10 protein-coding genes are annotated in these 12706 nt (G+C 69.9%); 2 read left to right on the top strand and 8 right to left on the bottom strand.

Features of this window, described 5'->3' with window-relative positions; all coding sequences use genetic code 11:
• Window positions 1–5 precede the first annotated feature (5 nt).
• The 4 genes from pheT to W7U_RS10280 form a co-directional block, all read right to left on the bottom strand.
• Window positions 6–2492 (bottom strand): phenylalanine--tRNA ligase subunit beta, encoded by a 2487-nt coding sequence (pheT, locus tag W7U_RS10265; RefSeq protein ID WP_008257628.1) that lies wholly within the window; start codon window positions 2490–2492, stop codon window positions 6–8.
• On the bottom strand, window positions 2492–3535 hold the full coding sequence (gene pheS, locus W7U_RS10270) for a phenylalanine--tRNA ligase subunit alpha (protein WP_008257629.1): 1044 nt from the start codon (window positions 3533–3535) through the stop codon (window positions 2492–2494). Before pheS ends, pheT begins: the two co-directional genes overlap by 1 nt.
• Before the next feature lie 139 nt (window positions 3536–3674).
• A complete protein-coding gene (locus W7U_RS10275) occupies window positions 3675–4493 on the bottom strand; it encodes a rhomboid-like protein (RefSeq protein ID WP_008257630.1) in 819 nt (272 codons plus the stop codon).
• A gap of 9 nt (window positions 4494–4502) precedes the next feature.
• On the bottom strand, window positions 4503–5423 hold the full coding sequence (locus tag W7U_RS10280) for an adenylate/guanylate cyclase domain-containing protein (RefSeq protein ID WP_008257631.1): 921 nt from the start codon (window positions 5421–5423) through the stop codon (window positions 4503–4505).
• Between the two features lie 201 nt (window positions 5424–5624).
• On the opposite strand from W7U_RS10280, the gene W7U_RS10285 reads away from it, so the two are divergent.
• On the top strand, window positions 5625–6692 hold the full coding sequence (locus W7U_RS10285; protein WP_008257632.1) for an oxygenase MpaB family protein: 1068 nt from the start codon (window positions 5625–5627) through the stop codon (window positions 6690–6692).
• Here the strand turns inward: W7U_RS10285 and W7U_RS10290 are convergent.
• From W7U_RS10290 to infC, 4 genes are all read right to left on the bottom strand, one after another.
• Window positions 6679–7470, bottom strand: a complete 792-nt coding sequence (locus W7U_RS10290; RefSeq protein WP_085976850.1) for an RNA methyltransferase — start codon at window positions 7468–7470, stop codon at window positions 6679–6681. The genes W7U_RS10285 and W7U_RS10290 overlap by 14 nt on opposite strands.
• A gap of 30 nt (window positions 7471–7500) precedes the next feature.
• Window positions 7501–7896, bottom strand: coding sequence for a 50S ribosomal protein L20 (gene rplT, locus W7U_RS10295; RefSeq protein ID WP_008257634.1), 396 nt, complete (start codon window positions 7894–7896; stop codon window positions 7501–7503).
• Window positions 7897–7984: 88 nt separating this feature from the next.
• Window positions 7985–8179, bottom strand: a complete 195-nt coding sequence (gene rpmI / locus W7U_RS10300) for a 50S ribosomal protein L35 (RefSeq protein WP_008257635.1) — start codon at window positions 8177–8179, stop codon at window positions 7985–7987.
• A gap of 50 nt (window positions 8180–8229) precedes the next feature.
• Window positions 8230–8835, bottom strand: a complete 606-nt coding sequence (gene infC, locus W7U_RS10305) for a translation initiation factor IF-3 (RefSeq protein ID WP_072501342.1) — start codon at window positions 8833–8835, stop codon at window positions 8230–8232.
• Between the two features lie 505 nt (window positions 8836–9340).
• Here infC and lysX point away from each other — a divergent pair.
• Entirely contained in the window at window positions 9341–12649 is a 3309-nt protein-coding gene (gene lysX, locus W7U_RS10310; RefSeq protein WP_081614493.1) for a bifunctional lysylphosphatidylglycerol synthetase/lysine--tRNA ligase LysX, read from the top strand.
• The last annotated feature ends 57 nt before the right edge of the window (window positions 12650–12706 follow it).

Raw genomic sequence — 12706 nt, forward strand, 5'->3', positions numbered from 1 at the left:
TTCCATCAGGCGCGGAGCTCGGCGCCGACCGACTCGGCGGCCCGGCGCACGGCGGCCTCGCGGGCCGCGGTCGCGTCGTCCTCGGTCAGCGTGCGATCCGGCGCCCGGAACCGCAGCGCGAAGGTCAGCGACTTGCGGTCCTCCCCGATCTGCGGGCCGGTGAAAACGTCGAACAGCTGCAGGTCTTCCAGCAGCTCGCCCGCGCCTTCGCGCACGGCGTCGGCCACCGCCTGAGCCGGTACGTCCGCCGACACCACCAGGCTGACGTCCTGGAAGACCGCCGGGAACGGAGACACCCGGGGCGCGGGCAGCGCCGCGACGAGGGGCACGGCGTCGAGATCGAGCTCGAGGGCGCAGGTGCCCTTGGGCAGCCCGGAGCGCTCGGTCACGGCCGGGTGCAGCTGGCCCGCGTAGCCGACCGTCGTGTCGCCCACGAGCACCTCGGCGCACCGGCCCGGGTGCCACGGCAGCTGCTGCGCCGCCCGCAACCGCACGTCGATGCCGGCGGCGCGGGCGATGATGCGCACCGCCTCGAACGCGTCGGCGGCCTCGGCGCGCCGGCCCGGCCCCCAGGGGCCGCGCGCTTCCCGCAGGCCGGTCAGCACCGCGGCGACGTGCTGGGGTTGGCGCGGCAACGACGCGTCGAGCGTGGCGATCTCGGCGTCGGTGGGCCGCCGGTCGACGGGGATCGGCGTCACGCCGCGGGTCTCTGCTGTCGGCTGCACCACCTGGGCAAGGGCATAGAGTGAAACGTCGACCAAACCGCGGGATACGTTGCGCACCAAGGCTTCCAGCAGCGCCGGCAGCAGGGTGGTGGCCAGGTGCGGGCGGTCGGCCTCCAGCGGGTTGAGCACGTCGGTCGTGACGCGCCGCGGATCGTCGGGCGGCAGCCCCCACAGGTCGAACACCCCGGCGGGCAAAAAGGGCGTCGGCAGGATCTCGACGTACCCGGACTGGGCCAGCGATCTGCCGATGGCGCGGCGGCGCTGTTGCACGGCGGACAGCCCGCGGCCGGCCGGCGCCGACGGCAGCACCGAGGGGATGACCTCCAGGCCCTCGAGCCGCAGCACCTCCTCGACGAGGTCGGCGGGCTGCAGCAGGTCGGGCCGCCAGCTGGGTGGGGTGACCGTCAGCGTGTCGCCGTGTTCGGCGACCGCGGCACCGATTTGGGACAGCCGCTTGGCGGCCGTGCCGGGGGCGTAGGCCGCGCCGGCGATGCGGCCGGGCAGGTCGGCGGCGATGTCGATCGGCGACCCGGCCCAGTCGTCGCGGGGCGGGTCACCCCGCCAATCGGTCAGCGTGTCGGACACCGCGCCGCCGGCGATCTCGGCGAGCAGCGTGGCGCAGCGGTCCAGCGCGGCAACGGAAATGGCCGGATCCACGCCCCGCTCGTAGCGGCGAGCGGCCTCACTGGGCAGGTGCAATCTGCGCTGGGTGCGCGACACCGCGGCGGGATCCCAGACCGCGGCCTCGAGCAGCACGTCGGTGGAATCGGCGCGCACCTCGGTGCTCGCCGCGCCCATCACGCCGCCGATCGCCGTGGTCGCCGTGTCGTCGACGATCAGGACGTCGGCCGGTTCCAGTTTGCGTTCGATGTCGTCGAGGGTGACGACGGTCTCGCCGGGACGGGCGCAGCGCACGCCGAAGCCGCCGTTGATGCGGTTGCGGTCGTGGGCGTGCAGGGGGTGGCCCAGCTCGAGCATCACGTAGTTCGTGACGTCGACGGCCGGCGAGGTGGGGCGGATGCCCGAGAGCAGCAGGCGGCGCTGCAGCCACCACGGTGACACGGCCGCCGGCTCGATGCCGGTGACCGGGCGCAGCGCGAACCGCCGCACGCCGGTGTCGGGCTGCACCGTCAGCGGCCAGGCCTCCCCGTTGGCCGGCAACGGCTTGACGTCCGCGGGGTCGACGAAGTCCAGGTCGTAGGCGCAGGCGACCTCGCGCGCCAGGCCCCGCAGCGACATGCCGTAACCGCGGTCGGGGGTGATGGCCAGGTGGAAGATCACGTCGTCGAGTCCCAGCACGGCGTGGCCGTCGGCTCCGGGTTCGGCGGTGCCCGGCGGCAGCACCAGAATCCCGGAATGGTCGGCGCCCAAACCGAGTTCGGCCGCCGAGCAGATCATTCCCTCCGAGGTGCGGCCGTAGGTCTTACGCGCGGCGATGGCGAATCCGCCGGGCAGCGTGGCGCCCGGCAGCGCCGCCACCACGAGGTCACCGGCCGCGAAGTTGGTTGCGCCGCAAACGATCTCGCGGTCTTGATCCTCGCCGACGTCGACGCGGCAGAACCGGATCGGCTTCTTGAAACCGGTGAGTTCCTCGATGTCGGTGACGCGGCCCACCGTCAGCGGGCCCTCGACCGGGCCGAGGGCGAGAACCTCTTCGACCTCGTGGCCGATGTCCACCAGCGCCTGCTCCAGCTCGGCGGGGGCCACGTCCCAGCCCGGCGCGCCGACGTTCACGACCTCGCGCAGCCAGCTGTACGGAACGCGCATCAGGCACCCACCCCGAACGGCAGCGAGAACCGGACGTCGCCCTCGACCATGTCGCGCATGTCCGGAATCCCGTTGCGGAACTGCAGCGTTCGTTCCAGGCCCATGCCGAACGCGAAGCCGGAGTATTCCTCGGGGTCAATTCCGGCCGCCCGCAACACGTTTGGATGCACCATCCCGCAGCCGCCCCACTCCACCCAGCCCGGGCCGCCCTTCTTGCCGACGAACCACACGTCGACCTCGGCGGACGGCTCGGTGAACGGAAAGAAGTGCGGGCGGATGCGGGTCCGCGCCTCCGGGCCGAACTCGGCGCGCGCGAACGCATCCAGCGTGCCCCGCAGGTGCGCCATGGACAGGCCGCGGTCCACCGCCAGGCCCTCGACCTGGTGGAAGACCGGGGTGTGGGTGGCGTCGAGCTCGTCGGTGCGGAACGTGCGGCCTATCGAGACGATGTAGACGGGCAACTCGCGGGCCAGCAGCGTGCGCACCTGCACCGGCGAGGTGTGGGTGCGCAGCAGCTGCCGAGAATCCTCGGGCGCGATGTAGAAGGTGTCCTGCTCGCTGCGCGCGGGGTGGTCGGCGGGAAAGTTGAGCGCGTCGAAGTTGAACTGTTCGCTTTCGACCTCGGGGCCGTCGACCACTTCCCAACCCATGGCGATGAAGGTGTCGGCGACGTGTTCGGCGAGGATCGTGATCGGGTGCCGCGCCCCGGCCGGCTGTCGCGTCGACGGCAACGTGACGTCGATGCGCTCGGCGACGAGCACGGCGGCGTCGCGTTCGGCGCGCAGGGCCGCGAGGCGTTCGTCGTACCCCTGCTGGGCCTCGCCCCGCGCGGCGTTGACCCGCTTGCCGGCATCGGCGCGTTGGTCTTTGGCAACGCTCCCCAGCGCCTGGCGCGCCAGCGCCAGCGGTGAGCGGTCGCCGAGGTGCTCGGTCTTGGCGCGCGCCAGCGCGTCGAGGTCGTCGGCCCGGGTGAAGGCCTGCCGCGCGGCGTTGACCGCCGCGGTCAACGCTTCGGGCGACAGGTCGACGGGTTGCTCACCCACGCGGCGACACTCTCCTTGCTGACGAAGCTGTTAGGGCTGCCCGCATCGATGGTGCATTCCGCGCGGCACGGGACGACTGCTGATCATAGTGATCGGATCCGCGGCGCCCGGCGGGCGCTGGGCAGTGGCGCGGCGGGACTCAGCCGGCGACGGCCGGCGCCGGACCGGGCAGCGTGTCGTCGCCGTCCAGCGGCGCGACCGGCAGGCCGCGGCCGGTGACGTACCTCGCCCCCGCATAGGCGACCACGGCGCCGAGGAGACCGAACACCGGCGTCGCCGCCATGGTCCCCCAGTGGTGCGCCAGCATCAGGAAACCGAAGCCCGAGGAAGCCGCCAGCATCAGGTACCGGGCCGGTGTCCAGTGGATCGGCTGCCGGAACCGCGCCGACACGAGCACGCCCAGGATCACCGCGACGGTGTGGCCGGCGTCGGTGAAGTCGCCGCCGACGATCGCCGAAGCGATGCCCGCCGCCACCCACCAGCCGACCCAGGCGGCCCGCCAGCGCGACGGGATCACCGCCGTCATCGCGCCGAGCACCGCCAGCGCGCCGTAGCTCATCCCGACGTCACTCGCCCGGGTGATCGATACGGGCAGCCAGCCGAATTCGACCGCCCCGGCCAGGGCGGCGGCCACCAGCAGCGTCGCGCCGATGTGGCCAACGAGAAATGCCACCACCAGCCGGATGGTGCGCAAATGCAGCTCCGCCAGCGCCAGCAGGCAGGTCAGGAAGGGCAGCCAGAAGTAGAGCGGCCCGGCGTCGACGACCAGCGCGCTGCCCAGCAGCGTGCCGAGGTGCCCGTGGGCCAGGTTGTGCAGGTTGGTGCTGGCGCGCGCGACGATGACGTCATGTGCGTCCGGGCCGAGCACCAGGATGGCGCAGCTGATCGCAAGCAGCAGCGCCGCATACCCCACGGTGAATTGGACCCGGGCGAGCCGGGACACGATGCCCCCAATCATTGGCACTCATTATGGCTGCGGTTTTGTTTCGGCTGTGTCATCAGAGCCTGACAACTCCCTAAAAGTCTTGAGGCGATATATCGCCAAATCGGCGGGCATGCCGGCGGGCTTGGGCCCGAAAACCGGTTTGCGGGTCCGCTTGGCCTCGACGCCCAACGCGTCCAACTCGCTTTGCGGTATGAGATCCAACGTTGAACTCGACACCATGATTCCACCTTTGGTGGCCCGTTCCATAACTCGTGCGGCGATATTCACATCCACGCCGAGCCAATCCGAGGCCAGCCGCTGCGGTCGTCCGGTGTGGATCCCCACGCGCATCCGCGGTGTGTAGCCCTCCACCTCGACCGATCCGACCGCCTCCTTGGCGGCCAACACGGCCCGCAGGGCGACGGTCGGATCGCCGAACACGGCCATGAGGCCGTCACCCATGCGTTTGACGATGTGCCCGCCGGCGTCGAGCAGCGGCGGCTCGAGGGCCCGCGCCACCTGACGCAACAGCGCCAGCGCCGCGTCGTCGCCGGCCCGCAGGGACCACGTCGAAAAGCCGACCAGGTCGGTGAAGACCAACGTCACCTCGGGATTGGCCGGCCGGCGGGAAACGCCTTCGGTCAGCGCCTGCCACACCTGCAGCACCCCGAGGCTGACCTCACGCGACACCGCGTCGCGGTCCCCCAGCAGCCGGTCGGCCGCGCGCGCCGCGGCACGCGGACCGCCGTCGCCGGCCGTGGACAACGGATCGCCGAACTCGGGGTCCCCCGGCAACAGCCGGCGTGCCCGCCGGACCAGGGCGACCGCCCCGGGGCTGTGATTGCGGCCGTGCAGCCATTGGGTCGCGTTGTGCACCGACAGCGGCGTGCGCCGCGAAGCGGAGTGCGCCGCGCGGGGTTCGTCGGGCTCGCCCGGCTTCAGATCGCGACGCGCGAGTTCCACCTGGCCAGGTTATTTGGTTTCGTCAGAGGCAGGCAACGACGGCCCCGGCGGGTGTGTCACAAGTCGCACTTCACCGCCTGGTCACGGTGGCGGCACACCGGTGTGGAACCTCGATAACAGCTGCAGGGACACATCACCGAAATCGTAGACAACACTCGTTGTCAAAAGTTATCGTGAGGCCAATCGGTGCAGGAGGCCGCGATGACTGCCAGATCGACTACCCCCGCTGATCCGCTCGGACCAGATTCTTTGACCTGGAAGTATTTTGGCGATCTGCGCACCGGAATGATGGGCGTGTGGATCGGTGCGATCCAGAACATGTACCCGGAACTGGGCGCCGCCGTCGAGGAGCATTCGATCCTGCTGCGCGAGCCGCTGCAGCGGGTGGCCCGGTCCGTCTACCCGATCATGGGCGTGGTCTACGACGGCGACCGCGCGGCCCAGACCGGGCAGCAGATCAAGGGCTACCACCGCACGATCAAGGGCGTCGACGCCGAGGGCCGCCGCTATCACGCGCTCGACCCCGACACCTTCTACTGGGCGCACGCCACGTTCTTCATGCTGATCGTCAAGGTGGCCGAGTACTTCTGCGGCGGCCTGACCGAGGCCGAGAAGCGGCAGCTGTTCGACGAGCACGTGCAGTGGTACCGGATGTATGGGATGAGCATGCGGCCGGTGCCCGGGTCGTGGGACGAATTCCAGGAGTACTGGGAGCGGGTCGGTCGCGAGGAGCTGGAGATCAACCAGGCGGTCCTCGACATCTTCGACATCCGCATTCCCAAACCCAGGTTCGTGTTGATGCCGACCCCGATCTGGGACCAGATCTTCAAACCGCTGGTGGCCGGGCAGCGCTGGATCGCGGCCGGGCTGTTCGAGCCCGCGGTCCGCGAAAAGGCCGGTATGCGTTGGACTCCGGGTGACGAGGTGTTGCTGCGATTGTTCGGCAAGATCGTCGAACTCGCGTTCCTGGCGGTGCCCGACGAGATCCGGCTGCACCCGCGCGCGCTGGCCGCCTACCGCCGCGCCGAGGGACGGCTGCCCAGCGACGCGCCGCTGGTCGAGGCCCCGCCGTTCATGGCGCCGCCGCGCGATCGCCGCGGGCTGCCGATGCACTACTTCCCGCCGCCGCCCAAGTTGCCGTTCGACCCAGCCCTGCAACCCGCCCGGGCGCTGCTGGAGCGGGCCGGATCGCTGGTGCACACGACGTTGTCGCTGGCCGGCCTGCGCGCCGGGCGGGGCCGCCCGAAGCGCGCGGTCAAGGCCGCGTAGGCAGCTTCAGGGCCCGCGCGCTCTGGTACAGGCAGATGGCCGCGGCCGACGCCACATTCAGGCTCTCGGCGCCGCCGGACATCGGGATGCGCAGCCGGTGGTCGGCCACCGACGCGATTTCGCTTGGCAGGCCGTGGGATTCGGGCCCGAACAGCCACGCCGTCGGCCTGCCCAGCAGTTCGCCGGCCTCGTCCAGCCGTCGCTCACCGTCCACGGTGGTGGCGAGCGCCTGCAGGCCCGCGGCGCGCACCGCGTCCACGGCGGCGAGGGCGTCCGGCGCGACGACGACAGGGACGCAGAAGATGCTGCCGGCCGAGGCGCGCAGGCATTTGCCGTTGTACGGATCGACGCTGCGGCCGCCGAGGATCACGCCCGCCGCGCCCATCGCGTCCGCGAGGCGGATCAGGGTGCCGGCATTGCCGGGCTCGCCGATCTCGACGGCCACCGCGACCAGCTGCGGCGCGCCCGCCAGCACGTCGTCGAGGCGGGTCGCCGGCATGTCGCACACCGCGACCAGCCCCGCCGGGGTGACCGTGTCGGAGAGCGCCTTCGCGGCGCGCTCGGTGACCGGGTGAACCGGGCAGTCCAGGCCCGCCAGCGACGACGCATGGCGCTGCTGCGCGACCTCGGTGACAAAGACGTCGCGGACCAGACCGCGACGCGCGGCCGCCTCGACCAGGTTCGGGCCTTCGGCGAGGAAACGCCCCGCCCGACGGCGGCCGACGTGGCGATGCAGCTTGACCGCCGCGGCGACCCTGGCCGAACGCTCGGTCAGCACCTGCCGGTCGGGCATCTTCGGTCGGGCCGGTTAAGCGGCTTCTCCCGAATCCGAGGGGGCGTTGACGTCCTCGGGCAGCGCCGCGCGGGCGATGTCGACCAGCGCGGTGAAGGCGGCCGGGTCCGCGACCGCGATGTCGGCCAGGTTCTTGCGGTCCACCTCCACGCCGGCGGCCTTGAGGCCCTGGATCAGCCGGTTGTACGTGATGTCGTTGGCGCGCGCCGCCGCGTTGATCCGCGAGATCCACAGCTTGCGGAACTCGCCCTTGCGCGCGCGGCGGTCGCGATAGGCGTACTGCAGCGAATGCAGCTGCTGCTCTTTGGCTTTGCGGTAGAGCCGGGATCGCTGGCCGCGATAGCCCTTCGAGGCCTTAAGGATGCTGCGCCTCTTCTTGTGGGCGTTGACCGCCCGCTTCACGCGTGCCATTGGATGTTCCTACTCTCGTTCATGCGTAGTGGGTCGATAAATGGGTTCGCCGTGCCAGCTCGCGATGCGGGTCTGGCCGGCGCGGTGATCAGCCGTTCAGCAGCCGATTGATCCGCTGGGCGTCGTTGGCGGCCACCACTGTGCGGCCGTCGAGCCGCCGGGTCCGTTTCGTCGGCTTGTGCTCGAGCAGGTGCCGGCGGTTGGCCTTCTGCCGGACGATCTTGCCGGTTCCGGTGCGCCGGAAGCGCTTTGACGCCCCGCTATGGGTCTTGGCTTTGGGCATGTTTCCTCTGGTTCTCGCTCGGTTCTCGCTGTTAGGTCAGTTCGACTAGGTCAGTTCGACGACGGTTCGGCGTCGGCGGCGTCGGAATCCGGTGCCGCTCCGCCCCCCACCTCTTCGGGGTGCCGCGCCCTGGCGCGGGTCTTCGCGCCGCGGTGCGGCGCCAGCACCATCGTCATGTTGCGGCCGTCCTGCTTGGCCGACGTCTCCACGAAACCGTATTCGGCGACGTCCGCGCCCAGGCGCTGCAGCAACCGATAGCCCAGCTCGGGCCGCGACTGCTCACGTCCGCGGAACATGATCGTGACCTTCACCTTCGATCCCGCCTCCAGGAAGCGGATGACGTGGCCCTTTTTGGTCTCGTAGTCGTGATCGTCGATCTTGGGTCGCAGCTTTTGTTCCTTGACGACGGTCTGCTGCTGGTTGCGGCGGGATTCGCGCGCCTTTTGCGCCGCTTCGTATTTGAACTTGCCGTAGTCCATGATCTTGCAGACCGGCGGCCTGGCGTTCGGGGCAACTTCGACAAGGTCGAGATCGGCGTCCGCAGCGACGCGCAGTGCGTCTTCGATGCGCACTATGCCTACCTGCTCTCCCCCTGGGCCAATCAATCGGACTTCAGGTACGCGGATGCGCTCGTTGACGCGGGTCTCAGTGCTGATGGGGCCTCCCTTGTTGGGCTTCTCTATGTCCTGCGGTGACGACCGTTACCTGGGTTCGTCGGGAAGCAGCGGTGGAAACACCACACCACGAGCAAAAAAGCCCTGCACAAGCAGGGCCCAATGCCGACCGATCGCGGCCGAGGGCTACTCGAGCCGCCCGCGCTGGACGCGGAACAGGCATACGCGCTGCCTGTGACCGGACCGTCGAACCTTCCGCAGATCCGCACAGGGATCTCGTCGGTTCGCGGTGGGAGTGGGACTCCACTTAACTGTTCCTGGCGTTCGCCGGGATGGTCGCAGGCGTCAGTTTAGCAGCCTTGAGGTGCCTTTTAGCACTTCGGCCGGTCGGCGGCGCCGCGCCGGCCACCGACCGGCCCCGAAAAACGCGTGCAAACTCGCGCCCGCCACTCTTAGCGCTTCGGCAAGCTTTTCACGGATTGAGGGCATATCCTCGCGGTCTGTGACACTCGCTTCTCCTCGTTCAGGCCCCCGTTCGGGGCCGCACTTGGGGCCCCGTAGCCGATCGAACTCGCGGTATCGCTGGGTGCCCGCGGCGGCCGGATGGACCGTGGGTGTCATCGCCACCGTGTCGCTGCTGGGCAGTGTGTCCCCCCTGATCCGTTACCTGATCAAGGTTCCGCGCGAGTTCATCAACGACTATCTGTTCAACTTCCCCGACACCAGCATCGCGTGGTCGTTCGTGTTGGCCTTGCTGGCCGCGGCCCTGACCGCGCGCAAGCGGATCGCCTGGCTGCTGTTGCTGGGCAACATGATTCTCGCCGCCGGCCTGAACGCCGCCGATATCGCCGCCGGGGACAACACCGCCGCCGAGATCTTGGGCGAGAATCTCGGGTTCGCCCTGCACATCGTCGCGATCGTCCTGCTGGTGTTGGCCTATCGGGAGTTCTGGGCCAAGGTCCGCCGGGGCGCGCTGGTCAAGGCGGCCGGCGTGCTGGTGGCCGGCGATGTGGTGGGGATCTTGGTGTCCTGGGGCCTGGTCGAGTTGTTCCCCGGAACGCTGGCCCGCCCGGATCGCCTGCCCTACGTGGCCAACCGGGTGGTCGGATTCGCGCTCGCCGATCCGGACCTGTTCACCGGCCGGCCGCACGTGTTCCTCAACGCGATCTTCGGTCTGTTCGGCGCGCTCGCGCTGATCATGGCGACGATCGTGCTCTTTCAATCGCAGCGCGCGGAGAACGCGCTCACCGGCGAGGACGAATCGGCCATCCGCGGGCTGCTAGAGCTGTACGGCAAGAACGACTCCCTGGGCTACTTCGCCACCCGCCGCGACAAGTCGGTGGTTTTCGCCCAGAGCGGGCGCGCCGCCATCACCTACCGGGTCGAGGTCGGCGTCTGCCTGGCCAGCGGCGACCCGATCGGCGATCCCCGGGCGTGGTCCCAGGCCGCCGACGCCTGGCTGGGTCTGTGCCAAACCTACGGCTGGGCGCCCGGGGTCATGGGCGCCAGCACCCAGGGGGCGCGGACTTATCGCGAAGCCGGCCTGAACGCGCTGGAGCTCGGCGACGAGGCCATCCTGCGGACCGCCGACTTCAAGCTGTCCGGCCCCGACATGCGTGGAGTGCGACAGGCCGTGACCCGCGCCCGCCGGGCCGGCCTGACCGTGCGGATCCGGCGGCACCGCGACATCGGCGCCGACGAGATGGCCGACACCATCACCCGCGCCGACGCCTGGCGCGACACCCAAACCGAGCGCGGGTTTTCGATGGCGCTGGGCCGCCTCGGCGACCCCGCCGACGGGGACTGCCTGCTGGTCGAGGCCCTGGACCGGGACGGCGCCGTCGTCGCGATGCTGTCGCTGGTCCCGTGGGGAACCACCGGCGTCTCCCTGGACCTGATGCGCCGATCGCCCCAGTCCCCCAACGGCACCATCGAGCTGATGGTCAGCGACCTCGCACTCAACGCGGAAAACCTTGGCATCACCCGCATTTCACTGAACTTCGCGATGTTCCGCTCGGCTTTCGAACAGGGTGCCCAACTGGGCGCCGGCCCCGTCGCGCGGCTGTGGCGCGGGTTTTTGCTGTTCTTCTCGCGGTGGTGGCAGCTGGAGACGCTGTATCGCTCCAACATGAAGTACCAGCCCGACTGGGTGCCGCGGTATGCCTGCTACGAGGACGCCCGCCTGATCCCGCGGGTCGGGGTCGCCTCGGCGCTGGCCGAGGGCTTCCTCGTCCTGCCGTTCGGCCGGCGCAAGCCGCACACGGGTCACCACCCGGCCGTCCCCGCCCGGCTGGCCGCATCCGGGCTGTTGCACCACGACGGGAGCGCGCCGGACGTCAGCGGGCTGCAGAGGCGCCAGGAGTCGGCCGACGAGGAAGAGGCGAGATCCCGGCTGCCCGAGCAGGTTCGGGTGCGCCTGGCCAAGTTGAAGGTGTTGCGGCGCAAGGGCATCGACGCGTATCCGGTGGGCCATCCGCCCAGTCACACCGTCGCCGCGGCGCTCGACACGGACGACCGGGAGACGATCACCGTCTCCGGCCGGATACTGCGAATACGCGACTACGGCGGGGTGCTGTTCGCCCACCTGCGTGACTGGTCGGGGGAAATGCAAGTGCTGCTGGACAATTCGCAGTTGCAGCGCGGGCGAACGGCCGACTTCACGGCGGCAATCGATCTCGGCGACTTGGTCGAGGTCTCCGGCCACATGGGCTTTTCCAAGAAGGGAACCCGCTCGCTGATCGTCGGCGACTGGCGGATGATCGGTAAGTGCTTGCGGCCGTTGCCCAACAAGTGGAAGGGGCTGACCGATCCGGAGGCCCGGGTGCGGACCCGCTACGTCGACCTGGCGGTCAATCCCGAGTCTCGCGAATTGATCACGGCACGCAGCGAGGTGTTGCGCTCGGTCCGGCAGACGCTGTTCGACAGGGGGTTCATCGAAGTCGAGACCCCGATCCTGCAACAGATCCACGGCGGAGCCACCGCCCGGCCGTTCGTCACGCACATCAACACCTACGACATGGACCTGTTCCTGCGGATCGCGCCGGAGCTCTACCTCAAGCGGTTATGCGTCGGCGGCGTCGAGCGGGTCTTCGAGCTGGGCCGGGCCTTCCGCAACGAGGGCGTGGACTTCAGCCACAACCCGGAGTTCACCCTGCTGGAGGCGTACCAGGCGCACGCCGACTACAAGGTCTGGATCGACGGGTGCCGCGAGCTGATCCAGAACGCCGCCGATGCCGCCCACGGCGAGCAGGCCGTCATGCGCCCACGCGACCAGGGCACCGGTGGCGGCCTCGAGCCGGTCGACATCTCCGGCGTGTGGGCGGTCAAGACCGTGTACGACGCCGTCTCCGAAGCGCTCGGCGAGCACATCGACCCCGCCACGCCGCTGCCCGCGCTGCGCAAGCTGTCGGACGCCGCGCACATTCCGTATCGGGCGCACTGGGACGCCGGCGCGGTGGTGCTGGAGCTGTACGAGCATCTGGTCGAGGACCGGACCGAGGAGCCGACGTTCTATATCGACTTCCCGACGTCGGTGTCGCCACTGACCCGCCCGCATCGCAGCGAGCCCGGCGTCGCCGAACGGTGGGACCTGGTGGCGTGGGGTGTCGAGCTGGCCACCGCCTACAGCGAGCTCACCGATCCGGTGGAACAGCGTCGCCGCCTGCAGGAGCAGTCGCTGTTGGCCGCGGGTGGGGATCCCGAGGCGATGGAGCTCGACGAAGACTTCCTGCAGGCGATGGAATACGCGATGCCGCCCACCGGCGGGCTCGGGATGGGCGTCGATCGCCTCGTCATGCTCATAACGGGGCGCAGCATCCGGGAGACGCTGCCGTTCCCGCTGGCCAAACCCCATTAATCGAGGTCAGCAACACTGCGTCCATAGTGGGCGAACATTAGGTAAATATGTTCCAGG

The organism is Mycobacterium sp. H4Y, from assembly GCF_000364405.1.
GTDB lineage: Bacteria > Actinomycetota > Actinomycetes > Mycobacteriales > Mycobacteriaceae > Mycobacterium > Mycobacterium intracellulare.